Source organism: Rhizobium sp. R635 (genome assembly GCF_002211285.1).
Taxonomy (GTDB): domain Bacteria; phylum Pseudomonadota; class Alphaproteobacteria; order Rhizobiales; family Rhizobiaceae; genus Rhizobium.
In genome coordinates this window covers 74,945-99,876 of sequence record NZ_LOKX01000012.1, presented here as the reverse complement: position 1 = coordinate 99,876, position 24,932 = coordinate 74,945, and the positions used below count along the sequence as shown (strand labels likewise).

General features: G+C 60.5%; 18 protein-coding genes and 3 pseudogenes. 19 read left to right on the top strand and 2 right to left on the bottom strand.

What is annotated here, in order from left to right:
* The first annotated feature begins 154 nt into the window (after nt 1–154).
* The 11 genes from ATY78_RS11195 (at nt 155) to ATY78_RS11145 (ending at nt 12,651) form a co-directional block, all read left to right on the top strand.
* Entirely contained in the window at nt 155–1,348 is a 1,194-nt protein-coding gene (locus tag ATY78_RS11195; protein WP_088682402.1) for an ABC transporter substrate-binding protein, read from the top strand.
* Between the two features lie 22 nt (nt 1,349–1,370).
* The gene (locus tag ATY78_RS11190; protein ID WP_088682401.1) at nt 1,371–2,243 is read left to right on the top strand and encodes a branched-chain amino acid ABC transporter permease; all 873 of its coding nucleotides are present in this window, start codon (nt 1,371–1,373) and stop codon (nt 2,241–2,243) included.
* Between the two features lie 42 nt (nt 2,244–2,285).
* Nucleotides 2,286–3,272, top strand: coding sequence for a branched-chain amino acid ABC transporter permease (locus ATY78_RS11185; RefSeq protein ID WP_088682400.1), 987 nt, complete (start codon nt 2,286–2,288; stop codon nt 3,270–3,272).
* Entirely contained in the window at nt 3,269–4,042 is a 774-nt protein-coding gene (locus ATY78_RS11180) for an ABC transporter ATP-binding protein (protein ID WP_088682399.1), read from the top strand. The genes ATY78_RS11185 and ATY78_RS11180 overlap by 4 nt, the downstream gene beginning before the upstream one ends.
* Complete coding sequence (locus ATY78_RS11175) at nt 4,032–4,775, top strand: ABC transporter ATP-binding protein (RefSeq protein WP_088682398.1); 744 nt, start codon at nt 4,032–4,034, stop codon at nt 4,773–4,775. The genes ATY78_RS11180 and ATY78_RS11175 overlap by 11 nt, the downstream gene beginning before the upstream one ends.
* Nucleotides 4,776–4,816: 41 nt before the next feature.
* On the top strand, nt 4,817–6,025 hold the full coding sequence (locus ATY78_RS11170) for an aspartate transaminase (protein WP_088682397.1): 1,209 nt from the start codon (nt 4,817–4,819) through the stop codon (nt 6,023–6,025).
* 77 nt (nt 6,026–6,102) lie between these two features.
* Nucleotides 6,103–7,041 carry a nitrogen assimilation transcriptional regulator NAC gene (gene nac, locus ATY78_RS11165; RefSeq protein WP_088682396.1) on the top strand — a complete coding sequence of 313 codons (939 nt, stop codon included), beginning with the start codon at nt 6,103–6,105 and terminating at the stop codon, nt 7,039–7,041.
* A gap of 228 nt (nt 7,042–7,269) precedes the next feature.
* Complete coding sequence (locus ATY78_RS11160; protein WP_088682395.1) at nt 7,270–9,333, top strand: hydantoinase/oxoprolinase family protein; 2,064 nt, start codon at nt 7,270–7,272, stop codon at nt 9,331–9,333.
* Nucleotides 9,334–9,444: 111 nt separating this feature from the next.
* A complete protein-coding gene (locus ATY78_RS11155) occupies nt 9,445–11,121 on the top strand; it encodes a hydantoinase B/oxoprolinase family protein (RefSeq protein ID WP_088682394.1) in 1,677 nt (558 codons plus the stop codon).
* 9 nt (nt 11,122–11,130) lie between these two features.
* On the top strand, nt 11,131–11,934 hold the full coding sequence (locus ATY78_RS11150; protein ID WP_088682393.1) for an SDR family oxidoreductase: 804 nt from the start codon (nt 11,131–11,133) through the stop codon (nt 11,932–11,934).
* 15 nt (nt 11,935–11,949) lie between these two features.
* The gene (locus ATY78_RS11145) at nt 11,950–12,651 is read left to right on the top strand and encodes an aldolase/citrate lyase family protein (RefSeq protein ID WP_088682701.1); all 702 of its coding nucleotides are present in this window, start codon (nt 11,950–11,952) and stop codon (nt 12,649–12,651) included.
* 1,031 nt (nt 12,652–13,682) lie between these two features.
* Here the strand turns inward: ATY78_RS11145 and ATY78_RS11130 are convergent.
* Nucleotides 13,683–14,552, bottom strand: a complete 870-nt coding sequence (locus ATY78_RS11130; RefSeq protein ID WP_245313541.1) for an AraC family transcriptional regulator — start codon at nt 14,550–14,552, stop codon at nt 13,683–13,685.
* A 185-nt stretch (nt 14,553–14,737) separates the two neighbouring features.
* On the opposite strand from ATY78_RS11130, the gene ATY78_RS11125 reads away from it, so the two are divergent.
* From ATY78_RS11125 to ATY78_RS11095, 7 genes and pseudogenes are all read left to right on the top strand, one after another.
* The gene (locus ATY78_RS11125; protein ID WP_088682391.1) at nt 14,738–15,904 is read left to right on the top strand and encodes a substrate-binding domain-containing protein; all 1,167 of its coding nucleotides are present in this window, start codon (nt 14,738–14,740) and stop codon (nt 15,902–15,904) included.
* 115 nt (nt 15,905–16,019) lie between these two features.
* Entirely contained in the window at nt 16,020–17,486 is a 1,467-nt protein-coding gene (locus tag ATY78_RS11120) for a sugar ABC transporter ATP-binding protein (protein WP_245313539.1), read from the top strand.
* Nucleotides 17,483–18,487, top strand: a complete 1,005-nt coding sequence (locus tag ATY78_RS11115) for an ABC transporter permease (protein ID WP_088682389.1) — start codon at nt 17,483–17,485, stop codon at nt 18,485–18,487. The genes ATY78_RS11120 and ATY78_RS11115 overlap by 4 nt, the downstream gene beginning before the upstream one ends.
* A 26-nt stretch (nt 18,488–18,513) precedes the next feature.
* Nucleotides 18,514–19,941: an arabinose isomerase gene (locus tag ATY78_RS11110; RefSeq protein ID WP_088682388.1), complete on the top strand. Its 1,428-nt coding sequence runs from the start codon at nt 18,514–18,516 to the stop codon at nt 19,939–19,941.
* Between the two features lie 519 nt (nt 19,942–20,460).
* A pseudogene (locus ATY78_RS28825) lies at nt 20,461–20,721 on the top strand (hypothetical protein); the annotation flags it as partial.
* A gap of 147 nt (nt 20,722–20,868) precedes the next feature.
* Nucleotides 20,869–21,528 (top strand): annotated as a pseudogene (locus tag ATY78_RS11105) (ISNCY family transposase); the annotation flags it as partial.
* Between the two features lie 504 nt (nt 21,529–22,032).
* Nucleotides 22,033–22,971: a LysR family transcriptional regulator gene (locus tag ATY78_RS11095; protein WP_088682387.1), complete on the top strand. Its 939-nt coding sequence runs from the start codon at nt 22,033–22,035 to the stop codon at nt 22,969–22,971.
* A 13-nt stretch (nt 22,972–22,984) separates the two neighbouring features.
* Here the strand turns inward: ATY78_RS11095 and ATY78_RS11090 are convergent.
* Nucleotides 22,985–23,742, bottom strand: a pseudogene (locus ATY78_RS11090) (IS5 family transposase).
* A 299-nt stretch (nt 23,743–24,041) separates the two neighbouring features.
* On the opposite strand from ATY78_RS11090, the gene ATY78_RS11085 reads away from it, so the two are divergent.
* The gene (locus ATY78_RS11085) at nt 24,042–24,869 is read left to right on the top strand and encodes a shikimate dehydrogenase (RefSeq protein ID WP_088682386.1); all 828 of its coding nucleotides are present in this window, start codon (nt 24,042–24,044) and stop codon (nt 24,867–24,869) included.
* Nucleotides 24,870–24,932 lie beyond the last annotated feature (63 nt).

The window sequence follows — 24,932 nt, the reverse complement described above, 5'->3', positions numbered from 1 at the left end:
CGGCAGAATGGAGTTGTGTTGGCCAGCGACGCTTTCCTGAACCTACTGTGACGGTGTCAGCGCTGGGCTGACGCCATAAGAACCGCGCAAAGCGGTCAGGAGTACGCTGGGCCATACGCCCAAGCGTTTGCACCCGAGAACATGGAGTGGGAACATGAAACTTACCGTAAGCCGCAGAGCACTTTTCCTTTCTACAGCAGCCCTTTCGCTGGCGGTTTCCGTTTCCGGCCTGCCGGCTGGCGCGCTGGCAGCGGACGGCACGATCAAGCTCGGACTCGTGGCGCCGATGAGCGGCCCGAATGCGCGCTACGGCGCATTTTCGATGCATGGCGCCGAACTCGCCGTCAAGAACATCAACGATGCCGGCGGCGTCGATGGGATGAAAATCGAACTCTTCAATGCCGACAGCCAGGGCACACCGGTCGAAGGCGTTTCGGCCGCCCGTCGTCTGATCGACCAGGAGGGGGTCGACTTCCTCATCGGTGACGTTTCCAGTTCGGTGACGCTCGCCATCCAACCCGTCGCGGAAGATGCTGAAGTGCTTCTCCTGAATGCGGCGTCGTCGAACCCGAAGATCACCTATCAGGCCGGTGTCGGCGGCTTCAAATGGACCTACCGCAACTATCCGACGGATGAGAACCGGGCGCTGATCGTCGCCAAATATGCCGCCGAGCAGCGTGGCTTCACCAAGTTTGCCGTGCTCTCCGTCGACAGCGACTATGGCCGCTCGGCCATCACATTCACGAAGAAGTACCTGCCCGATTTCAAGGGAGAGATCCTCAGCGAAGACTACTACAAGGAAGGCGAAGTCGACTTCCGCAGCGTGCTCGCAAAGATCCGCGACAACGGCGCCCAGGCCATCATCATGTACGGTCTCGCCGATACGACACCCATCATCGCCCGCCAGATGATCGAACTCGGATTGGCCGGTAAGGTCACGCTGATCGGCAATGGCGAGTTCAACACCGAAAAGACCATCAAGTCTGCCCCGTCAGCGCTCGAGGGCGCCGTCGAGGCAGCCGCCTGGCTTCCGCAGTTTGATTCGCCGGAAAGCAAAGCCTTCGTCGAGAAGTTCACGGCCACCTACAACGAGGCGCCGAACAACCACGCCTACGTTCACTGGGATACCGTCAATCTCCTCGCAGCCGCAATCAAGCAGGCCGGCAGCGCCGACAAGGTGAAGGTTCGCGACGCACTCTCCAAGATCAAGTATAAAAGCCCCGTCGGCGAAGTCACTTTCGACGACCATAACCAGGCCCGCCTGCCGATGATCCTGCTGCAGATCGAGAACGGCAAGCCGAGCATCAAGGGTGCATATACGGCGGACATTCAATACCCCGCCAACTGATCTGCCGGGAGGAGGTACGCCCATGCTCTCGACCATATTCGAGCAGTCTGTGAATGGAATCGTGACCGGTTCCGTTTATGCAATCGTCGCCGTCGGCATGACCATGATTTTCGGCGTGCTGAGAGCCATCAACTTTGCTCACGGCGAATACTACATGCTCGGCACGTTCGGGGCGTGGTTTGCGATCGACTATCTCGGCCTGTCCTACGAGGCGTCGATCGTCGTGGGGGTTCTTGCGACGATCGTCGTTGCCTATGTGGTCGGGCAGCTGGTCATGCGCCGGATGGTCGGTGCACCGGCGGAGTCCGGCGTACTCGCCACCCTCGGCATCGCGCTGATCCTACAGAACACCATCATTCTCGTCTTCGGCGGAGGCTACAAGTTCTTCGCCGGAGGCTATATCGAACCGGTTTCCATCCTCGGCTTCAGCCTGGCTCAGCAGCGCATTCTCATTCTCGTCGTCTGTCTGCTGGTGTTCATCGGCCTCGAACTGATGGTCAGCTACACCCGCCTGGGAATGGCGATGCGCGCCGTTTCCCAGAATGTCGAGTGCTGCGGCGTCGTCGGTATCGACGTACCGCAGGTGGTGCTTCGAACCTTCATGCTGGGGGCGGGCCTTGCGGCGCTTTCAGGGGTCCTGACGGCGCCGGTCAATGTCAGCGTCTATGGCGGCATGGGCGAGCTGATCACCTTCAAGACGCTGCCGATCATCATCATGGGCGGTTTGGGGAATGTGCGCGGCACTTTCGTCGCGGCGATGATCCTCGGCGTTGCCGAGAGCCTGGTCGCCACCTATGTCGGTCTGCAATTTCGCGACACCGTCGGCTTCGCCACGCTGATCCTGATGCTGATGTGGCGACCGCACGGCCTCTTTTCGACGCAGGCGCGCTTCTAGCCGCGGCGCCCGCCGACCTTTCTCGAACGCCGAGGACCCGACATGTCTCTCACGGAAACCGCCCAACAGGCACGCAGGCGCGACCTTCGCATACCGCTCGCCGCCGTCCTCATCGCCCTGGCGCTTGCCGCGCCGTTCATCGGCAGCCGCTACATCACCCATTCCCTGATCATCGCCCTGATTTTCATGCTTCCGGCGCATGGGCTCAATCTGCTTGTGGGCTACACCGGCCTTCTCTCCTTGGCGCAGGCTGCGTTCTTCGGCATCGGCGCCTATACGGCGGGTCTCCTCGCCGTCACCTACGGAACGCCGTTCTACGTCAACCTCATCGCCGCCGGCGCCGTCTCCGGCGCCCTTGCCCTTCCGCTCGGCATTCCCGCCCTGCGCCTTCGCTCGACGTCCTTCGTGATGTGCACGCTCGGTTTCGTGATCATCGGCCAGGCCATCGCCAAGAACTGGATCTCGCTCACCCGCGGCGATATGGGCCTGTCGGGCATTCCAAAGCCCTATGTCGAGTTGGGTCCGCTTTCCTTCACGGTGTCCGGCACGACGAACTTCTATTATCTTGCCCTTATCGTCGGAACCCTTGCCACCTTGGCGGCCTGGGCGATCGTCCGCTCACCCGCCGGGCGCAACATGGTGGCGATCCGCGAGAACGAGACGCTTGCCGAGTCTCTCGGCATTCCCACCTGGCACTACAAGCTGATCGTCTTCATGATCAGCGCCGTGTTTGCCGGGATCGGCGGCTGCCTTTATGCCTATTATCTGACGGTCGTCAGCCCGTTGACCTTCCAGATGTATTATTCGACCACGATGCTGATCATCGTGCTGGGCGGCGGAGCGGGCATGATTTCCGGCACCGTGTTCGGAAGCCTACTTTTCGTGGGGCTGACGGAAGCGCTGCGCATCACGCCCGAATTGCGCATGATCGCCTATGGCTTCAGCCTTCTTGTGCTCGTCTTCTGGTTCAAAAATGGATTTGCGCCACTGATCAATCGCTTCTGGAATGCGATCGGAGGCGCGAAATGACCCGTCATCTTCCGCTTCTCGAGATCAGGAATCTCAGCAAGTCCTACGGCGCGGTTAAGGCCGTCAACGATGTCAGCATTCATATCGACCGGGGTGAGATCGCCGGCCTGATCGGACCGAACGGCTCGGGCAAATCGACCTTCTTCGATTGCAGCACCGGCCTTGCGCGGCCGGATGCCGGCCAGGTCGTGCTCGACGGACAGGACATAACCGGTTGGTCCTTGAACCGCATCGCCCGGGAAGGACGCATGCTGCGGTCTTTCCAGAAGACCGTCACCTTCCGGTCGCTTGATGTCGAGGAGAACCTGGTCATTGCCGGACAGATGTTCACCTTCACCTCCATCGCATCGACCTTCGGGCTTGGAAGAATGTCGCGCCAGCGTATCGGCAGCCTCAGGGAGAGAGCCCGCGAGCTCATCAAAATGGCGGGTCTTTGGGATGTCCGCCACCAGCCGGCAGGCAATCTGTCGGGTGGACAGCAAAAGCTCATCCAGTTCGCATCCATGCTGATGCCCGAACCGAAGCTCATCCTGCTGGATGAGCCGATGGCCGGCATCAATCCGAAGATCATCGAGCGCGTCGTCGACACCATCCTCTATGCGAACAAGTCGCTCGGCGTAAGCTTTCTGGTGATCGAACACAACATCGATGTCGTCACCAGCATCTGCCAGCGCGTCATCGTGCTCGATCAGGGAGCCAAGCTCGTCGAAGGCTTGCCGGGCGACATCATTCAGGACCAGCGCGTCAGGGAGGCCTATCTTGGCGGCTAACTCGAACCTTTTGATCCGTGACCTCCGTGCAGGTTACGGCAATCTGGATATCCTCAACGGCGTCGATCTCGACGTGCCCGCCGGGCACTTCGTGGCGCTCATGGGGCCGAATGGAGCGGGAAAGTCCACTCTTCTCAAGACGCTCTACGGCATGACGACGATCAAGCAGGGCAATATCGATTGGCGTGGCAAGAACATTGCCGGCTGCAAGTCGAGAGCCATTCTGGGCGAGGGGATTTCCTTCGTGCCTCAGGGGCGCTGCAACTTCCCCGTCATGACCGTCGACGAGAACCTTCAGATGGCGGCCTATACCCTCCGCGACGCCAAGGTGAAGGCCGACCGCGATTATGTCTACGACCTGTTTCCGATCCTCAAGACGCGCCGCGCGACGCTGGCCGGAAACATGTCCGGCGGCGAGCAGCAATTGCTTGAAGTGGCGATGGCGGTGCTGCAGCGGCCGAAGGTGCTGCTGGTCGACGAACCGTCCGTCGGGCTGTCGCCGGCCGCGATCGGCATCGTCTTCAACGAGCTTCTTCGGCTTCACGCAGACGGCATGACGATCCTGCTCGTCGAGCAGAACACCAAGAAAGCCATGGAAGTGGCGCAACGCGCGGTCATCCTGAGACTTGGCAAGGTCATCTGGGATGGGCTGCCGAAAGACATCACCCATGACGAACTCGGCGAACTTTTCCTGACCGGCAAGATGCGCGGCGAAACTGAAGCCGTCCACTGAAGGCGATCTCGCCTCTCAAAGAATAGAACGAGGAAATCCCAATGAGCACCTTTGTGCCCGCATCACGCGTGTCCAGAATCAAGGTTTCGCCAAGCACGGCAGCGGCCGCCCGGGCGCGCGAACTGAAGGCGGCGGGTCGCGACATCGTCGATCTGACGGTCGGCGAACCGGACTTCGACACGCCGGAGAATATCAAGGCCGCAGCGCACGCCGCCATCGACAGAGGCGAAACGAAATATACCGCCGTCAACGGCACGCCTGCCCTGCGCAAGGCAATCATCGGCGATATCAAGCGGCGGCTTGGGCTCAGCTACGCCGACAACGAAATCTGCGTCGGCGGCGGCGCCAAGCAGATACTCTTTCTGGCGCTGATGGCGAGCGTTGAGAACGATGCCGAGGTGATTGTTCCGGCACCCTACTGGGTTTCCTATCCCGATATGGTGATCGCCAATGAAGGCAAGCCGGTCATTGTCGAATGCCCGCAGGAAGCAGGCTTCAAGTTGACGCCGGAGGCTTTGGAAAAGGCGATCACGCCAAAGACCCTGTGGCTGATCCTCAACGCGCCGTCCAATCCGACGGGTGCGGCCTATGACAGGCGCGAGCTGGAAGCGCTCGGTGAGGTGCTGCTGCGCCATCCCCACGTCTTCGTGCTCTCCGACGATATTTACGACCAGGTCTGGTTCAAGGACGAGCCGATGACGACGCTCGCCGCCGCCGTCCCGCAGCTGAAGGAGCGTATCCTCCTGACCAACGGCGTTTCCAAGTCCTACGCCATGACCGGATGGCGGATCGGCTATGCGGCGGGCCCGGCCGACCTGATTGCAGCCATCAACAAACTGCAGTCGCAGATGTCATCCTGCCCGTCGTCGGTCAGTCAGGCCGCCGCTGCCTATGCCCTGTCTTCGGATCAGTCCTTCGTCGCCGAAAGCGTGAAAGTCTACAAGGAACGGCGGGATTATGCATGCGCAAGGCTGAATGCCGTGCCGGGTCTTTCCTGCCTCGTGCCGGATGGGGCTTTCTATCTGTTTCCAAACTGCGCCGGCGTCATCGGCAGGAAGGCGCCTGACGGCAAGACGATCGAGACGGACCTCGATTTTGTGCTCTACCTGCTCGACGGCGTCGGGGTCGCGGCGCTGCAAGGAGCCGCCTACGGCGTATCGCCGCATTTCCGCCTCTCGATCGCGACATCGATGGAGACGATCACGCAGGCATGCGACCGCATCGAACGGGCGGTTGCCGCGCTGCGTTAACCGCGAAAGGCCGGTGGGGACTTGCGTCCCTCCGGCCGCAGGCTTTACGTTTTGCATGAAACAACAAGCCGGTGGCCATGAGCGTCGATTTCCGAAAACTGAGGAGCTTCGTCAAGATCGTCGATACCGGCAGCGTATCGCGCGCGGCAAGCATTCTGAGGACGGCACAGCCGGCGCTGTCGCAGCAGATCGCTTCCCTCGAGGCGCATTTCAAGCATAAGCTTCTGATCCGCAGCAATGTCGGCATTACGCCGACGGAGGCGGGACTCATCCTCTACCGGCACGCGCAACTGATGCTGAAGCAGATCGAGCAGACGCAGGTCGATATCGATCAGGCGGCCAAATCGGTGGCGGGCCGGGTCTCGATCGGGCTCGCCACCTATTCCTCGTCAAGCGCCTTGTCGCTGCCGATCCTGAAGGAGATGAAGGCGAGGCATCCCCATATCGTCGTCCACATCAATGACAGTTTCGGCCAGATCCTGAGCGAGCTGATCATGACCGGCAAGATGGACATGGCGCTGATCTATGCAGCCACCCCCATCAAGGGCGTCACCCTGCAGCCGTTGTTCCGCGAGGAAATGTTCCTGGTCTCGCCGCCGGGCATCGAGCTTCCCGGCGATGGCAGCGCACCGCTTCCGCTTGCTGCCCTCCAGGACATCCCGCTGCTTCTTCCCAGCAAGGCGCATCTGCTCCGCCGGTTGATCGACGATGCCCTGGCGCGGGCCAGGGCAACGCCTGACGTCGTCTCGGAAATCGAGTCCGTTCCTGCCCTCAGTGCGGCGGTGCTGGAAGGGCTGGGATCGACCATTCTCCCGGCTTCGGTGGTGACGGAGACGGCGAGCTTTTCCGGCGCACAGGTGAGGGCGCTGACCAAGCCGGTGATCGACGCGACCGTGTCGCTCTGCGTCGCCGATCACCTTCCCTTGTCGGAGCCCGCCATTGCGGCGCGCTCGGTTCTCCTCGACGTCGTCGCGAAACTGATGAGCAGCCATCATCCGGGAATCAAGCCGGCCTAACGACCAACGGGCACGCGGGCGCGGATTTTCTTTCATGACGCCGGCTGTCCTGTCGCCTTGCGGCAGCCCGACGTCGTATCTTCGTTCCGCCATAAGCAAACCCTATAGCGGCAGACTGTAGTTGTGTTAGCCAACGCGCCCGGCATTCCCCTAACCTCCAGGCAGATACTGGTCCGGGCATCGGATCCGCAAAGCGGCGCCTCCCGCGCCGAACGCTTCGAGGACAACATGGCAAAACTGGCTTTCGACACGGGCGGTACCTTTACCGATTTCGCGCTTCTGGACGACAAGGGCGACCTCCATCTCCACAAGGTGCTCAGCACGCCGAAGAACCCGGCGGAAGCGGTTGTGCAGGGCGTGTCCGAATTGCTGGAGAAATTCGCCGGCAGCATCGCCATCGACAAGCTGCAGGTACTGGGCGCCACCACCGTCGTCACCAATGCCGTGCTCGAGCGCAAGGGTGTCGAGACTGGCTTCGTCACCACCGACGGCTTCCAGGACATGCTGCGCATCCGCAACGAAGGCCGCTACGACCTCTACGACCTGAACATCAAATATCCCGATCCGCTGGCGACCCGTGCAAACAGCTTCGGTGCGAAAGAGCGGATCGCCGCCGACGGCTCCGTCATGACCGAGCTCAAGGAAGAAACGGTGCGCGAGATCGCCGGCCGCCTGAAGGAAAAGGGCATCCGCTCCGTAGCCGTCTGCCTTCTCCATGCCTACAAATATCCGCAGCACGAACAGCGTGTCGCTGCGCTGCTGCGTGAAGAAGACCCCGACATCTTCGTCTCGCTCTCGTCCGAAGTCTGCCCTGAAATGCGCGAGTTCGACCGCGCCTCTACAACTGTTGTCAACGCCTATACCCGGCCGCAGATGGCCGGCCACGTCGCTCATCTCCAGCGCGAATTCGCCGCGAAGGGCATCGATCGCCAGGTCCTCTGGATGACGTCGTCGGGCGGTCTGGTGCCGAGCCGTCGTGCCGCGGAACTGCCGGTGCGCCTGATCGAGTCGGGCCCGGCGGCCGGCGCCGTGGCGGCGGCAGAGTTCGGCCGCACGGCGGGGGAGGCGAGCGTCCTGTCCTTCGACATGGGCGGCACGACCGCGAAGCTTTGCCTGATCCCGAACGGTGAACCGAATGTCGGCACCGACCTCGAAGTCGCCCACTATCAGCGCTTCCGCAAGGGATCGGGTTTCCCCCTGAAAATCCAGTCGATCCAGATGATCGAGATCGGCGCGGGCGGCGGTTCGATCGCAGCCCGGAATTCGCTCGGCCTGCTCGACGTCGGTCCGCATTCGGCAGGTGCGATGCCCGGACCGGCCGCCTATCAGCGCGGCGGCACCCAGCCGACCGTCACGGATGCCGACATTCTGCTCGGCTACATGGGCACCGAATCTTTCGTCGGCGGGTCGTTCAAGGTTTCCAGAGAGGCCGCTCACGCGGCGATGGCCAAACTTGCCGCCTCGCTCGATGTCTCGGTCGAACGCTGCGCATGGGGCATCCATGACCTCGTCAACGAATCCATGAGCAAGGCCGCCGCCATGCATGCGACCGATCTCGGCGTCGATCCCCGCTCGCTGCCGATGGTTGCGTTCGGCGGCGCCGGCCCGGTCCACGCCTATGGCATCGCCCGCAAGCTCGGCATTTCCCGTATCATCTGCCCAACCGGTGCAGGTGTGAGCTCGGCAATCGGCCTGCTGATCGCTCCCGTAGCGGTCGATCTGTCCGCAAGCCATCCGATGGCGCTCGACGCCTGGAACGTCCAGGCGATGAACCGTCTGCTGGACGAGCTTTCGTCCCAGGGCGCCGAGGTCGTGTCGGCGGCGGGCGTCCCGAAGGATACGATCAGCAACCGCTATACCGTCGATATGCGCCATGTCGGCCAGGGCCATGAAATCACCGTGGTTCTGCCCGACCGGGCCCTGCCGAAGGAGGAATTCCTTGGCGAGCTTCGCGGCAACTTCTTCAAGCTGTACCGCGAGCTCTTCGGCCGTACGGTTGCAGCGCCGCTGGAGGTCATCACCTGGCGCCTGCGCGCCAGCGGCGAAAAGGATCAGGTGACGCGCCCGCACGAAACCGTCATTGCCGACGCGAGGAAGGGCAGCCGTCAGGTCTATTTCCAGGAGATCGGCGCCTTCGCCGAGACTGCGGTCTACGACCACTACAAGCTGCCGGTCGGCGAAGAGATCAAGGGGCCGGCAATCGTCGAGCAGCGTGAATCGACCGCGGTCGTCGGCCCAAGCAGCATCTTCCACGTCGATGCCCATGGCAATCTCGTGATCAACATTCGCTAGAGCGGTTCAGCTTTTAACGGAAGCGCCGAACCGCTCTATCCTTTTGTTTTTACGCAACACCCGGCAAAAGCGCTTCGCGCTTTGCCTGGAATTGCTCTAAGGGGGACTCAGATGTCGAAACCCGCCACCGATTTCAACGACCCGATCAACCTTCAGGTCATGTGGAACCGCCTGATCTTCATCGCCGACCAGGCCGACAACGTTCTCGGCAAGACGGCGTTCTCGCCGATCGTGCGCGAGAACCACGACTACGTCACCGTCCTGCTGGACAGCAGGGGACGGGCGCTGGCGCAATGCACCTGGTCGATCCCGGTTTTCATTACCTCGCTCCCTGCCGCCGCCCAGAACTACTTTCTACCCAAATTCCCGGCGGACAGGCTCGAAGAGGGCGATGTTCTGGCCACCAACGACCCGGAGATCGGCACCGGTCATCTTCCCGACGTCACGATGATCACGCCGATCTTCAAGAACGGCAAGGTCGTCGCCTATGCCGGCTCCATCGCCCATCTTCCCGATATCGGCGGTGCGCCTCTGCATTCCGAAGCGAGCGACATCTACGAAGAGGGCATCCGCTTCCCGATCGTCAAACTGCTGAAGGCCGGCGTTCCGAACCAGGATGTTTTCGACATCATCGAAGCCTCGGTCCGCCTTCCCACAGAGGTGCGGGGCGATCTGGAATCGATGATCGCCGCCAACAACGTCATGGGCCGCGAACTCGTCAAATTCCTCGACGAGTATGGTCTCGACGACGTCGAGGGCCTGGCCGCCGCCATCCATTCCCGCTCCGAAGCGCAGACGCGCAATGCAATCCGGGAATGGCCGAACGGCAGCTACGCCGCCGAGGTTCTGCTCGACGGTTACGACGTCGACGTGACGCTGAAGGCTTCGGTCATCATCCGGGACGACTCTGTTCACGTCGACTATACCGGCACGTCCGATCAGGTTCTGCACTCGATCAACTGCCGGACGAACTACCGCTACGCCCATTCGGTCTATGCCCTGAAGTGCCTGCTCGACCCCGAAACTCCGAACAACGAGGGCTGCATCATTCCGATCACCGATGAGGCGCCGCTCGGCTGCATCCTCAATCCGCAGGCATGGACGGCAGGCAACTCGCGAAACCTGATCGGGCACGTCATCCCTTCGCTGATCTTCAAGGCGCTTGAAGGCGTCGTGCCCGAGAAGGTTATGGGCGACAGCGGCGGCGCCCCGATCTGGGCCGCCAATTGCGTCGGTCAGCGCAATGACGGTTCGCAATATGGATCCGTCCAGAATTTCCATGGCGGACAGGGCGCCCGAGCCGAATTCGACGGTCTGGACACGCTGAGCTTCCCCTCGAACTGCAAGGTAACGGCCATCGAGATGTTCGAGGTTGCGGTTCCCGTCCTGACGGAGCGAAAGGAACTGATCGCCGACTCCGGCGGAGCAGGCAAACATCGCGGCGGTCTCGGCCAGCGTGTCGTGCTGCGGAACCTCGGCAAGAACCCGATGAACATCTACCTCGCCTCCGAGCGTGTCCGCCATCCCTGCTTCGGCGTCGTCGAGGGGCAGAGCGGATCGGCCGGAAAGGTCATGAAGGAAGGCAAGCCTCAATTCCCGAAAGGCAAGGTGGTCTTGAAGACGGGAGAGCGTCTGGAGGTAGAGACCCCCGGCGGCGGCGGCTGGGGGCATGCGAGCGATCGTTCACGGGACCTCATCGCACAGGATCTTTCCGAGAAGCTGATCACCGCGAAGGCTGCGAGAGACATTTACGGCTATTCTGGCCCGATCACTGCTGCGGCCGAATAGGGGAAAGCCATGGGACGTCTGCAAGGAAAAATCGCTCTCGTGACGGGAGCCGGCTCCGGGATCGGTCGCGAGACCGCCCTGCTGCTGGCAAAGGACGGCGCCACCGTCGTGCTGACCGGGCGGCGGATCGAACCGCTACGCGATGTGGCGGCCTTGATCGAACAGGCTGGTGGCAAGGCCGTTGCGCAGGTACTCGATATCGAGACTCGCGAAGAGGTCTTTGCGGTCGTGAAGCAGATCAAGGATAGCGTCGGACCCGTCGACATCCTGGTGAACAATGCCGGCAGCGCAAGCAAAGTGCTGAATGCGCGTTTCTTGAGCGAGGCCGAGTGGAATTCGACCATCAACGTCAACCTGACGGCCGTCTTCAACCTGACCCAGGCAGTCCTTCCCGATATGATCGCGAACGGCGAGGGGACGATCATCACAGTTTCGTCGCTTGCCGTGATCAATCCCAACCTGCTGGGCGGCGCGGCCTACGGTGCGGCCAAGGCCGGCGTGAAGAACTTCATGACCTTCCTGCACAACACCTATCGCAATCAGGGTATCCGCGCCACGACGATCCTCCCCGGCGAGACGAATACGCCGATCATGGACAATCGCGCGCGGCCGCCTTTGCAGGAGGAACGTGCCGTCATGATGGATCCTCACGACGTCGCTCGCGCGATCGCGCTGTGCGCCAGCCTGAACAAGAGCGCTGTGATTCCGGAACTTCACATCTGCCCGACATTCATGCGGGACACGTCTGCGGATATCGAAATTGCCCGTTGGGTCGGCGCGCCCGCCGATACGCCGGATCTGCCGGAAAAGTAGAATTGGGAGGACATGATGAACGGAGCGAAGTTGCGCGCGCGGCTGTTGGCCGGCGAGGCGGTCACCATGTATACGCCGCACCACGTATCGTCGGGCCTTGCTGGCCGACTGGTGGAGCTCGGCGCCGATTCCGTCTTCGTCGACTGCGAACACGGAAGCTGGAGCTTTGAAGATGTGCGCATGACCGCGCAGATCGTCCGCTCGGTCGGCGGCGCGGCGATCATCCGGCCGCACTCGCACGAGCGCCCGATCATCATCCGCTACCTGAATGCCGGCGCCGACGGGATCATGGTTCCGATGGTGGACACGGCAGAGCAGGCGCGCGCCATCGTCGAAGCGGTGCGTTACGCTCTTCCGTCCGACTTCGACAAGCGCCTGGTGGTGGCGATGATCGAGACGGTGGATGCCATCGACAATCTCGAGGAGATGCTGAAGGTCGACGGTATCGATGTCTTTTTCATCGGACCCGGCGATCTTTCGCAGAATATGGGCTATCCGCCGGCGCCGCCCTTCGGCGAACCGCGTCCGGCAGCGGTGATCGACAAGGTCGCCGTCGCCGTCGACAAGATCCGCGCAGCCGGCAAAATTGCGGGCACGCTGGCGACCGCCGATGAACTGCCTCACTGGTTTCAGAAGGGCGTTCAGTTCTTCTACATCCACACTGATCCTTTCCTGCGCCGCGGGATTGCCGGTATCAAACAGACATTGACGCGGTGAGGGGGCACTAAAGGCGGCGCGTGAAAGCAACGATGGCGTTGCCCGAATGATAGCCTCGATCTCCGCCAATGGTCTCAAATAGGGCTGACAACGCCTGGAGATCAACGCCTTCGTATCGGAAGGCAAATTCCAGATGAGCGCCAAGCGCAGGCTCCGGACGATACCGCGGCGTCAGCATTGGCCATGCCTCGGTTATTGAAATCGGGTGATGTCGGTTAGAGATATCGGCCGCCCGGATGGGCGACGGTAAGATTAGGTCATAGCGTGACATGATCGCTGCGTAGCCAGCCGGTTGACCGCGTTCAGGCAGCAGAGGTCTGTGAAAATCCGTCACTCTGCATCGGCCATTCACTCATTCTTGTCCTCGCGAAATCGGATCGCCGGGTCTAGACCCAGCTGTGAAAATCCTTCACTGCCCTGCGTAAAACTATTAGGCGCTATTCTTTTGCGAACATCAATCACTGTCTAGGCAGCTGCCGTCGATAATCACGGCCTCTGATGGTGCGGCGGCGTCAAAACCAACGAAGAGCTTGTCAAGCTCGAAGACCTACATCTTGTATGCCACCAAGTTCGCACACTCACCGACGACGATTGCCGCTGGCATCACAATCACGAAATCCGCCTCCTGGCGATTGCTAGCGGGATGATCGCGGCAGCCAAGACCGGCCTGAAGGCATCGGTAATGGGTCGCGCGGCGGACCAATACAATACCCATCTGGTGGCCTGGCGCCATCACAGCGATCAGGTGCGGAACTGGTTCCGGCACAACACGAAGAAGCTTCTCGCCTCATTCTGTCAGATGGCTCTCCCGCGAGCCCTGTTTGCTCCGAAAGGACGTCGGAGGCGGAATTTTCAGTGAATTGGCCAGTTTGCTGATTGTCGCTACCGCAACCCCGGTTCGATTCCTTTCAACTGCAGCCGGAATCCCCGCGTGACGGGTCCTCCAAGCAAAGGGTTGCTCTAACTGTGCATTCCTCTCCGGAAGAGGCCGTGAAAATTCGCATTGGGGAGGTCCTACTTCTCGCTCGACTTCAACCTCTCGAACGGGAACGGAATTCGCTCGGTGCAAGACCGACAATTTCCTTGAACTGGCTTGAAAAGTGAAAAGCTGAGTGAAAGCCCAATAATCCCGCGATCTCCTTCACCGACTTGTCGGTGTTGACAAGGAAATCACGCGCGCGCTTGATACGCACCGTCATCTGGTAGGTCTTTGCCGACATGCCTGTCTGCTGGCGAAAGAGCTTTCGGAAATAGGGGTAGCTGACGCCGAGTTCCGCGGCGACGTCCTGGACCGGCTGGTTTGAGCCACATCTCTCCATGAGGATCATCCGCGCTCTGTCTATCAGCCGGGCGCTGGCATCCGCGGCCATGCCGTCGGACTTACAAAGCAGGGCCAGCAACTGTAGTCCGAGGGTGGAAAGGACCAGTTGATTGGCAAGCGGGTCTTGCTGAGCAAACCCGTGGATCGCGGCAAAGGTGCCGGCCGCCTCCGGGCTGGCCGAGTAGTTCGGTCTCTCTGTCGAGACCAGCCCGGAATCCAGAGCGAAATCAAAGGCGTTTCCTCGGCATTCGATCCAATGCTCCGTCCAGCCGCTTTGAACATCGGGCGCAAACCTATGCCAGACGCCTGGAAATAGCAGAAAGATGGTTCCGGCGTTGATGGTCAATTGTCGCCGGCCACTGCCGAATTCGAGCTTGCCGCGCCCGGAGCTGATCAGAACGATTTGGTATGCCTGGAGGATGCGGCCTCGCGACCAGCTGAAATGATGGTCGTCGGGATGGCGGCTCGGGGGATAGTTTGAGTGCGGCGCAATTTCCGTATAGCCGATGGATATTGCCGTGCATCCCCATGCTGCAGATACCCTGTTTTCCGGCATGTAGACAAAGTAATTCTGCGTCACGATGTTCAGCCCATCAAGATCATTATTTGCATGCAAATGATCACTTTTGCGGTTTTTGGCTCCGTGTCAAGGCAATCGGCCGGTGGTAGGGTCCAGATCTCAGCGCGGAACCAAGACACGTTGGAGGGTGCTGAAGCGATGAAGATCACTGCTGCCGGGGAGGGCAGCAGCCGGAGGAGGAAAACATGAAAATCCCAACCAGATTTCTGGTCGCAGCCGCTTGCCTGGCGGCAACCAGTGTTTATGCCGACGATTTCCACGGCTTCGACCCGGCCAAGTTCGATGGCAGCATGCTGTCGGCCGACGCCCTCAAGGCGATGGTCGCCGATGCCTCGAAAGTGACGCCGCCGAAGAACGGCACGAAATACAGTATCGGCTTTGCAAACCTGCAGCGCGACATCGCCTTCGGCGTGTTGGTCGAAAAGGGTATTCAAGCGAACGCGGACGCGGCCGGCATCGATCTCGTCATCGCCGACAACAGGCTCGACGGCCCGACGGCGCTCGCCAACGCCAAGTCCTTCGCCGAGCGCAAGGTAGACTACGTCATCGAGTTCCAGACGGATGCAAACTTTGGGCAGACGGTGATGGACGTCTTCAAGGCCGACGGCACCAAGGTGACCGCGATCGATATTCCAATGCCGGGCGCAAGTTTCTTCGGCGTCAACAATCCGAAGTCGGGCTTCATGGGTGGCTCCTATCTCGCAACCGCCGCGGCGAAACAGTTTGGCGCAGATGTCAACAATGGCTATCTCGTGATCGGTGCACTGCCCCAATCCGGCGTCATCCCGCGTATGCGCACCGATGGGCAGCGCGCCGGCTTCCTGTCCCTGACAAACGACTTCCCAGCCGACCACATCATCGAGATCGACACGAAAAACACGTTGCAGGAATCCTACACGCAGATGAACAACGTGCTCGGGCGTATCCCGCCGGGCGCTCCGATCATGATCATCGCGATCAACGATCAGGCGACCATGGGCATGTTGCAGGCGGTGAGAGCAGCCGGACGTGTCGATCAGGCGATCGCGGTCGGCAATGGCGCCGACGAGGCCGAAGCGCTCGCCACCGATCCTAAACTCGTCGCGGCGACGGGGTCGTTTCCGGGCAGCTACGGAAACTACCTCATTCCGATCGCGCTTTCGTCTCTTGCCGGCAAAGAGGTTCCAGAGGCCACCTTCGTCACCCATCAGATGGTAACGAAGTCCAATATCTGCAAATTCTACAAGGAGTTTGAATGCGCGGGCGAGGCGGACGGCTACACCTTCCCGGAGGCTCAATTCGCCACCTATCTCTCCGATCTGAAAAAGCAGGACTGGTTGAAGGGCTACGAGGCAATTCTTCCCCAGCAATGATCCTCGATTGTCGGAGGCTTCGATGCCAAGCGCTGCAAGCAACGGGAGCCGCGTACCGCGGCTCCAGCTGACGAACGTCACAAAATCCTTTTCCGGCAGCCAGGTTCTGAAGAACGTGGCTTTCTCGGCCTATCCCGGCGAGGTCGTGGCGCTTCTCGGGGCGAACGGCGCCGGCAAGTCCACGCTCATGAAGATCCTGTCCGGCGTCTATGCGTGTGACGACGGCAAGATCGAAATCGACGGTGAGGCAGTCGACATCATCTCCGCCCGAGACGCGATCGCTTCGGGTGTGCGTCTGATGCCGCAGGAGATCTCGGTTCATCCGGACCTGTCAGTCGCCGAAAACATCGCGCTCGGTTCCATGCCGACGCGCAAGATCGCGGGTGTGACGTTCGTGAACCGGGGGGAGATGCTTCGACAGGCCAGAGAGCTTTTGACCCGGTTGAAGGTCGAGCATATTTCCGCGGAACGGAGAATGGGGTTGCTGTCCCTCCCCGAACAGCGGCTCGTCGAAATCGCCAGGGCGTTGGCCGGGCAAGCGCGCATTCTGATCATGGACGAGCCGACTGCGGCGCTTGGGGAAGCGGATGCCGAAACGCTATTCGGCGTCATCGCCTCGCTTCGTGCCGATGGTGTCACGATCGTCTACATCTCTCATTATCTCGACGAAGTCTTTCGCCTGTCCGACCGCATCGTTGTGCTGCGTGACGGCGAGGTCAAGGGAGAGTTCCAGACCTCCGCGACCAGTCATCAGGAGGTTCTCCGGGCAATGCTCGGAAGCGATCTCGGAGATCTCTTCCCCGAGAAATCCGCATCCCCGTCGGACGAGGCCGTGCTTGCCGTCAAGGGATTGTCGCAACCTGGCTGGCTGGACGATGTCTCGTTCACCATCGGCCGCGGGGAGGTGCTGGGGGTGTTCGGTCTAATCGGCTCCGGGATCGAGAAGCTGGGCCGCGCGGTTTACGGCGCCGAACCCGCCGCGAAGGTTCGTTCGCTGGAAATGAACGGTGCTGCGGCAGAACTGTCGACCCCGAAGGCGAGCATTCGCAGCGGGATGGCCTTCGTGGCGGCGGAACGCAAGCAGCAGGGCCTGATCGGAAACCTGTCGGTCCGCGCCAATACGACGCTTCCCTATCTCAGTCTCTTTACCCGATCGGGAGTCATCGATCAGAAGCGCGAGCGAGCGATATCGGCGCATTGGATCAAGGCGCTGCGCGTGAAGACCACCGGGCCTGAGCAGGAGGTGCGGCTGCTATCCGGCGGCAACCAGCAAAAGGTCTGCCTTGCACGGTGGCTGCTCGGGAGACCCAGGCTCCTTGTTCTCGAGGAGCCTACGCGCGGCGTCGACCTCGGCGCCCGGCGGGAAATCTACGAAGAGATCCGCCGCCTTGCCCTGGACGGGCTGGGTATCCTGCTCGTCTCCTCGGACGCCGAGGAGATTGCAGGCCTCGCCGACCGCATGATCGTACTGGAGGGCGGACGCGTCGTCGCAGAGCTCGGATCAGAGGCGACCGCGGCCGAATTGATGCAAGCAGCAGAAGCGCGTCCCTTGGCGGACGTTATGAACGGGGAGAAGCTATGAGCAAGTCGAATTTAGTCGCGGCGCATGCGCCGGCCCCGGCAGCCCGACGTCGTCCTGCAGCCGATATGCTGGCGAGGCCGACGGCCGGAATCGTGCTCCTGCTCGGCTTCTACGTCGTGCTTCTCATAGCATTCGCGCTGCTGTCTCCATTCTTTCTCACAATCAGCAATCTCGCCAACATCGGTACGAACATGGCCTTCATCGGCCTGATGGCGGCGGCCGGTACACCGCTGATCATCGGCGGAGGGCTCGATCTGTCCGTCGCCGCGGTGGCCGGGCTTGCCGGTGTGATCGTCGCCCTTGCGCATGCAAGCGGCATCAATATCTGGCTCGGCTGCATCGTGGCCCTGGTCATAGGTGGCAGCGTTGGGGTGCTCAACGGCGTGATCGTCACCCGGCTTCGCCTCAATCCGCTGATCGTTACCCTCGGAACGATGAGCATTTTTTCCGGTCTGTCCATGGTGATGACAGGTGGCTTGAGCAAACCGCTTTTCGTGCCGGCCTTCAACTGGCTGGGGTCGGGCCGCCTACTGTCCGTTCCGTTTCCCGTGATCCTGATGCTGGTCGTGTTCCTGGTGTTGTGGCTGGTACTTTCCAAGACGCCGTTCGGCAGGTTCGTCTACGCGTCCGGAGGCAATCCGGAGGCCAGCAGTTTGCTCGGCGTTCCCGTCGAGCGCACGCAAATGATCCTCTACGTGGTCTCCGGCATCTCGGGAGCCGCAGCAGGCATCGTGCTTGCCGCCATGCTCGGCGCAGCCGCGCCCAACGCCGCAAGCCAGCATCTTCTGACGATCATCGCAGCGATCATCCTCGGAGGAACAAGCCTGTTTGGAGGGAGGGGCAGCGTCTGGGGAACGCTGATTGCCGTCCTCATCCTGGGAACGTTGAACAACGGCCTCACCTTGATGAACGTCTCGAGCTTTTGGCAGGACGTGACGCGCGGGGTCGTCCTGCTCCTGGCGGTGGGCCTCGACCAGCTTCGAGTCCGACTGCAGGGCTGATCCGCATTATATTCTGGAGAATTGAGATGATTGAACGCCCTTTGAAGGCCGGCCTGTTCGGGATCGGCTTGGAGGCCTACTGGCCGCAGTTCGATGGCCTGGAAAAACGTCTGCGCGGTTACGTGGAGGTCGTCGCCGACAAGTTGGCGCGCCCCGGCGTTGAAGTTGTCAATCTCGGCCTCATCGACACGCCGGAAAAGGCGCTGGACGCAGGTCACGCCTTCCGGGAAGCCGACGTCGACATCATCTTTCTTTATATTACCACCTACGCCTTGTCGTCGACGGTCCTCCCCGTCGTCCGGCGGGCCAAGGTGCCGGTGATCATCCTCAACCTGCAGCCGACCTCGGCGATCGACTATTCCACCTTCAATGCGCTCGGCGACCGAACCGTCATGACCGGGGAATGGCTTGCCCACTGCGCAGCCTGCCCTGTGCCTGAGATTGCAAATGTCTTCACGCGCGCGGGGATCGAGTTTCATCAAGTCACCGGCGTCCTGAGCGGCGATCCAATCGTCGACGAGGAGATCGAGGACTGGATCGAGGCGGCCCGCGTCGCCCACGTCATGGCGCACAATCGCCTCGGCGTGATGGGGCGTTACTACAATGGCATGCTGGACATCTATTCGGACCTTACAGCTCAAAGCACCGCATTCGGGACGCATATCGAAGTGCTTGAGATCGATGAACTTGCGAGGTTGAGACGCGAGGTGACGGAAGCCGAGATCGCTGCGAGCCTTGAAAGGATCCGATCTGATTTCGACGTACAGTCCGACTGCAACTCCACCGAACTTGCCCGCGCGGCGAAAACGGCTGTCGCTCTTCGCAAGCTCGTCGACAGCAAGCGTCTCGGATCGCTTGCCTACTACTACGAATCCGTGCCCGGCCATGAGTATGAGGACGTCATCACCTCGATCATTGTCGGCTGCTCCATGCTGACCGCCGACGGAATTCCCGTTGCCGGCGAGTACGAGATCAAGAACGCCCAGGCGATGAAGATCATGGACAGCTTCGGCGCCGGCGGATCCTTCACAGAATACTATGCAATGGATTTCGACGCCGATATCGTGCTGATGGGGCACGATGGTCCCGGGCATACGCGGATCGCCGAGGGCAGGACGAAGATACGCCCGCTGCAAGTCTACCATGGAAAGGTCGGCTCCGGCGTCAGCGTCGAGATGTCGGTCAAGCATGGGCCGGTGACGCTGCTGTCGGTGGTGGAGAGCGCCGGTGCGCTCAAGCTGGTTTGCGCCGAGGGGCAATCCGTGCCCGGCCCGATCCTCGAAATCGGCAACACCAATAGCCGGTACGAATTTCCGATAGGTGCAAGGGCGTTCGTCGAGTCCTGGAACGAGCAAGGCCCGGCACATCATTGCGCCGTGGGGGTTGGGCATATCGCCAAGCGCATCAGCAAGCTGGGCAGGCTTCTGAAACTCGATGTCGTCAAGGTCTGTTAAATCGCTAAGCGCGTTGTCAGAGGAAAGTCCTTGATGCCTCGCCAAGGATTTTCCTAGAATCGCGGTACCCGATTGCATTTCTGCGATCTCGATCGACAGGTGCGAGGAGAGTGCTTGACGGTGATAATAAGTCTTGCAGGACTTTGCCACCCTTGCGCAGGAGGGGTCGAGCGGCGCGCTGTGCGGCGAGCCGCAGCCCCTATTCATGGCCACAGCAGAACGCGAGGAGGCGCAAGCGACGCCAAGCAGCAGGAGCGGATTGAACTTCAACAGACGACCGATAGCCATAGAGTCGCCGCGGACTACACTCGTACTGGGCTCACGCTTTGTCAGCAGCCGCCAATTCGTGCGAAACAGCACGATACCCGGCTGATGTTCCACGCCGGATTTGCAACATTGGAAGGCAGTTTCGCGAACCGGTTCCTCATCGTAATCTCCAAATAAGGACAATCGCGAGCTTGCTCTTCCCATACAATGTGGCTGGTAGATTGCGGCAGCTAAGGAAAAGAAAGGTGAAGAAGCTTGGCCACGATTGGACGCAACTTGGCGGTGATCGACTTCGGGCGCCTAACAATCGCCGGCTGGCTCGCTTGGTGGATTTGGGGTGTAGCCCACATTTACTTCTTGATCGGAACCAGAAGCCATCGCGCTGTAGCAATGAGTCGATTAAGGATATTTTCACGTCAGCGCGGCGCACGGTTGATCACTCAACAAGATGCCAAACCTGTTCTGTGCAGCCGGAAAACTGCCAAAAGTTCCATAAATCGCCTTATGCGATAAAAATATGTAGCGGCTATTTAGTAATGCGACAGTTGGGCCAGTTAGAGATGCGACAGTCTCGCCTCTCGCCGTTCTGGTCAATGCCAACGTCAGGAGCAAGGATGACGACCTCCAGCCTGGTCGAGACCATGAGCGGTCGGAGTCGTCATGTCCTGTTTGATCACCATGTCGCAGAAAGAATTGCATCGCCTCGAAGTCATTCAGAAGATCCGCGACCGGCGCCTGAGCATCATCCAGGCGGCCGAGTTGCTGGAACTCAGTCGAAGTCAAGTTCATCGGCTGCTGCAGGCCTATGACCGTTTCGGTGAAGCCGGCCTGGTTTCGAAGAAGCGATCCCGACCGAGCAATCGGCGTCACAGCGAGGATTTTCGCAATGCGGCGCTGGATCTGATCCGCGAACGTTATCTGGATTTCGGGCCGACGCTGGCGCGCGAGAAGCTGATCGAACTGCATCAGATTTCGGTCGCCAAGGAAACGCTGCGCCAATGGATGACCGAGGCCGGCATCTGGATCTCGCGGCGCGAACGTAAGAAGCGGGTTTTCCAGCCGCGCGGCCGGCGGGATTGTCTCGGCGAGTTCGTCCAGATCAATGGCTCGCATCACTGGTGGTTCGAGAACCGCGGCCCCAAATGCGCCCTGCTCGTCTACATCGATGACGCCACCGGCAAGCTGTTGCACCTGCACTTTGCCGGATCGGAGAATACATTCGACTATCTGCATGCGACGAAGGCCTATCTGCAGCAATGGGGCAAGCCGCTGGCTTTCTACAGCGACAAGCACGGCGTTTTCCGCGCCACGCATGCGTCATGGCGCCGGTCGCCGTCAATCCTATGCCACCCTCACCATCAACACAGGCAATCGAAAAGAAGCATGCCACGAACAAGTAGTGACAGCGCGGCGACGTCGACGTCACCCTGCAACTTGATTTGCGGAAGCATCGTGCGGCTTTGGTCCCTACCCGGCCTCGTGCAGGTGCGAATGAATATCAACCGGCGACGAAACAATTGCTACTGAGAAAGCTAAAGCCAAAGGGGAGCGTCATCACCCGCCCCCGTTTCTCCCTTACAACCCAGCCCAGCCGGTCGGATCGGGGGCTGATCTCCCTGCCCTGTCGCAGCCTTTAAGCCCTTGTTGCATTTACAATAGAAGTCGCAAACCGACGACGAATAAGCAGACGATTTAAGTGTAATTTTCTTTGCAGTAAATTCGCCAGCCATTGTAGTCCATTGCGAATCTTATGCACATTTGCACCTGTGCAGTCGGCGCTACAATGTGTGGCGAAACATATCGGCTAATGCGGACTCGGCATCAATGCTTACACTACGACAAATTGAGGTCATACGAGCCATCATGGTCACCGGCAGCATCGCTGGCGCCGCCAAGCTTCTCAACGTGTCTGCGCCCGGCCTCAGCCGCCTGATGAAATACACGGAAGATTCGCTTGGGATCCGGCTTTTCGACCGCAGAGCCGGCCGTTTTGTTCCCACCTCGCAGGCGCGCAACATTTTCGATCTGCTTGACGTGGTGCACCGGAAGATCGACGATCTGCAATCGGCCGTCGCGGGACTGGGCCGAGGCCAGAGCCAGGAGCTTTGCATCGCCTCCGTGCCGAGCATCGCCAATGTCATGGTCCCGAGGACCGTCGCGAGATTGCGGCAACGTTTTCCGGATCTCGGGCTCGACCTCAACATACTCAAGATCGAAGAGGCTATCGATTACCTGCTTCTCGGCCGCGGCGAACTGGTCGCGATCTCCTCGCGCTTCGACCATCCGCTGATCGAATTCGAACCGCTGGCGAGCGGCCGGCTCCTATGTATCGTCCCGGAGACGAGCCCACTCGCGATCAAAGACAAGATCACGCCCCAGGAGATGTCCGAATACCCACTCATCGGCATCAATCCCAAGGACCCGTATGGGGCAGTCATGGCAGCGATGTTCACGGACAATCATGTCGACTACCAGATGAACATCAAGGCTCGCTTCGGCACGACGGTCTGCAGTCTCGTCGCGGCCGGGCTGGGGATCGCGATCATCGATGAATTCACCGTGGCGCATGGCGTCGTTCGCGGATTGAAAAGCATCGAGATCGACGCCGACAGCATCTTTCATACCTTCATTGCCTACCGCAAGGATCTACCCCTTTCCGTCTATGCAGAGCATTTCCGATCGCTTCTTCGCCAGGAGATGAACAGCGTCAGTTCACTCAAATCTCCCGAGAAAAAGACGAAACGGAGGAATGGCCGGTGCTAGGGCCGATCGACATTCATTGTAGCCATATCATGATAGCGGCGAGTTGGATGAATCCAGTGAAATGAATGGTTCGACGCTCGTAGCGGGTGGCGAAGCGTCGAAAGTGCTTGAGCCGATTGAAGCAGCGTTCGATGCGGTTGCGATGCTTGTAGGCGACAGGATCATGCGGAATGATGATCTTGCGGGAGCGTTTTGATGGAATGACTGCCTCGGCGCCCATAGCCTTGATCGTCTCGCGCAAGGCGTTGCCGTCATAGGCTTTATCGCCGAGCACAGCCTTTCCTATCTGACCATCGAGCAGAGCCGGGGCGTGCGTGATGTCACCGGCCTGGCCGGCCGTCACGACAAAGCGCAGGGGGCGGCCGAGCGCATCGGCCAGCATATGGATCTTGGTCGTCAATCCACCTCTGGAACGCCCCAGCGCCTGATCCTTGGCCCCCCTTTTCCGCTCGCCGCCTGCTGATGAGTGCGGACGATGGTGCTGTCGATCATCAGATACTGGTTATCCCGGTCCGCTGTGAGTGCGTCGAAGACCCGCTCCCATACGCCGGCATGGCACCAGCGGCTGAAGCGGCGATGCACTGTTTTCCATTTGCCGTAGCGCTCAGGCAGGTCCCGCCAATGTGCGCCTGAGCGTAGAACCCACAGACAACCATTCACGAATAGACGATTATCCGCACCTGTCCGACCTGGATCGCTGGCCTTGCCCGGCAGCAAAAGAACAATCTTCGACCACTGCGCCTCGTTCAACTCGTATCGCTTCACACCCATCAAAGGTCTCCGTGCTCAACACGGTGCGCTATGAATCAGTCATCAACTGATTTGGGAATCCTGAATGTCGATCGCTCCTAGCAGGCATGCGGATCTGTCGCCCCCGCACCCTGCATGGACACGCAGCCAGGCATTAACATGATGTTACGGAAGCCTGCAAAAATGATACTCGATATGCCGCCCAGGGTTCGCTAGGCTTCAATCGAAAATGCGCTGTTGGAGCGCAGGATTGATTGCTTCGGGAGACGGATGCGACGGGAAGGCCCGTCCCTCCCCTCTCCCGGTGGAACGGACGACACATGACGGGTATCATCCCTTCGGGAAATACGAGGCTCTTTCCGGTCGTTGGCGACCCCATCGCTCAGGTTCGCTCGCCGGCCGCCATTACCGGCTTGTTTGCGGATCGTCAGCAGGACGCCGTCGTTGTCCCGATGCATGTCAGCGCCTGCGATCTCTCCCATCTTTTTCGTGCGCTTCATTCGGTGCATAATACGGGAGGCATCCTCGTCACCGTTCCGCACAAGCAAGCCGCATTCACGCTTTGCACGACGGCGACCGACCGTGCCGTCTTCGTAGAGGCGGCAAACGTCGTACGCCGGACCGAGGAGGGCTGGCACGGCGACAATACGGACGGGCTTGGTTATCTCGACGGGATCGAAGCCGAGGGGTTTTTCGTTGCCGATCGCAAATGCCTGCTGGTCGGCTGTGGCGGCGCCGGTTCGGCAATCGCGCTCGAGATCATGAGGCGTGGTGCCGCGGTGCTTGCCATACACGATATCGACGTTGCGCGGCGCGACACTGTCGTAGCAAAGCTCGAGCAGCAATTCCCCGGGCGCGTGCGTCGTGGCAGCGCCGATCCCACGGGCTATGATCTCGTCGCCAATGCCACGCCCCTCGGCATGCGGCCGCATGATCCCCTGCCGATCGATGTCGCAAAGCTCGAGTCTTGGCAATTCGTGGCCTGCGTCATCACGAAGCCGGAAATGCCGCCGCTGATCGAAGAAGCCCGCCGGCGTGGATGCCGGACGATGACAGGCGCCGGAATGTTCGACGCGCAAGCCGTTACGCTTGTGGACTTTTTGCTGTCGCGACCGACGCAACGGGAACTGCACTTGAAAAGTGGCTAGCTTTCGTCTCCTGCTGACGTGAAGCCTGGTGGCGCATGGAGACGGCGCCGTAAAAAGCCAGTC

What these genes read in the sequence shown, in the direction of transcription:
- ATY78_RS11195 (WP_088682402.1), top strand. Translation starts at nt 155, where the DNA reads ATGAAACTTACCGTAAGCCGCAGAGCACTTTTCCTTTCTACAGCAGCC.
- ATY78_RS11190 (WP_088682401.1), top strand. Translation starts at nt 1,371, where the DNA reads ATGCTCTCGACCATATTCGAGCAGTCTGTGAATGGAATCGTGACCGGT.
- ATY78_RS11185 (WP_088682400.1), top strand. Translation starts at nt 2,286, where the DNA reads ATGTCTCTCACGGAAACCGCCCAACAGGCACGCAGGCGCGACCTTCGC.
- ATY78_RS11180 (WP_088682399.1), top strand. Translation starts at nt 3,269, where the DNA reads ATGACCCGTCATCTTCCGCTTCTCGAGATCAGGAATCTCAGCAAGTCC.
- ATY78_RS11170 (WP_088682397.1), top strand. Translation starts at nt 4,817, where the DNA reads ATGAGCACCTTTGTGCCCGCATCACGCGTGTCCAGAATCAAGGTTTCG.
- nac (WP_088682396.1), top strand. Translation starts at nt 6,103, where the DNA reads ATGAGCGTCGATTTCCGAAAACTGAGGAGCTTCGTCAAGATCGTCGAT.
- ATY78_RS11160 (WP_088682395.1), top strand. Translation starts at nt 7,270, where the DNA reads ATGGCAAAACTGGCTTTCGACACGGGCGGTACCTTTACCGATTTCGCG.
- ATY78_RS11155 (WP_088682394.1), top strand. Translation starts at nt 9,445, where the DNA reads ATGTCGAAACCCGCCACCGATTTCAACGACCCGATCAACCTTCAGGTC.
- ATY78_RS11150 (WP_088682393.1), top strand. Translation starts at nt 11,131, where the DNA reads ATGGGACGTCTGCAAGGAAAAATCGCTCTCGTGACGGGAGCCGGCTCC.
- ATY78_RS11145 (WP_088682701.1), top strand. Translation starts at nt 11,950, where the DNA reads ATGAACGGAGCGAAGTTGCGCGCGCGGCTGTTGGCCGGCGAGGCGGTC.
- ATY78_RS11125 (WP_088682391.1), top strand. Translation starts at nt 14,738, where the DNA reads ATGAAAATCCCAACCAGATTTCTGGTCGCAGCCGCTTGCCTGGCGGCA.
- ATY78_RS11115 (WP_088682389.1), top strand. Translation starts at nt 17,483, where the DNA reads ATGAGCAAGTCGAATTTAGTCGCGGCGCATGCGCCGGCCCCGGCAGCC.
- ATY78_RS11110 (WP_088682388.1), top strand. Translation starts at nt 18,514, where the DNA reads ATGATTGAACGCCCTTTGAAGGCCGGCCTGTTCGGGATCGGCTTGGAG.
- ATY78_RS11095 (WP_088682387.1), top strand. Translation starts at nt 22,033, where the DNA reads ATGCTTACACTACGACAAATTGAGGTCATACGAGCCATCATGGTCACC.
- ATY78_RS11085 (WP_088682386.1), top strand. Translation starts at nt 24,042, where the DNA reads ATGACGGGTATCATCCCTTCGGGAAATACGAGGCTCTTTCCGGTCGTT.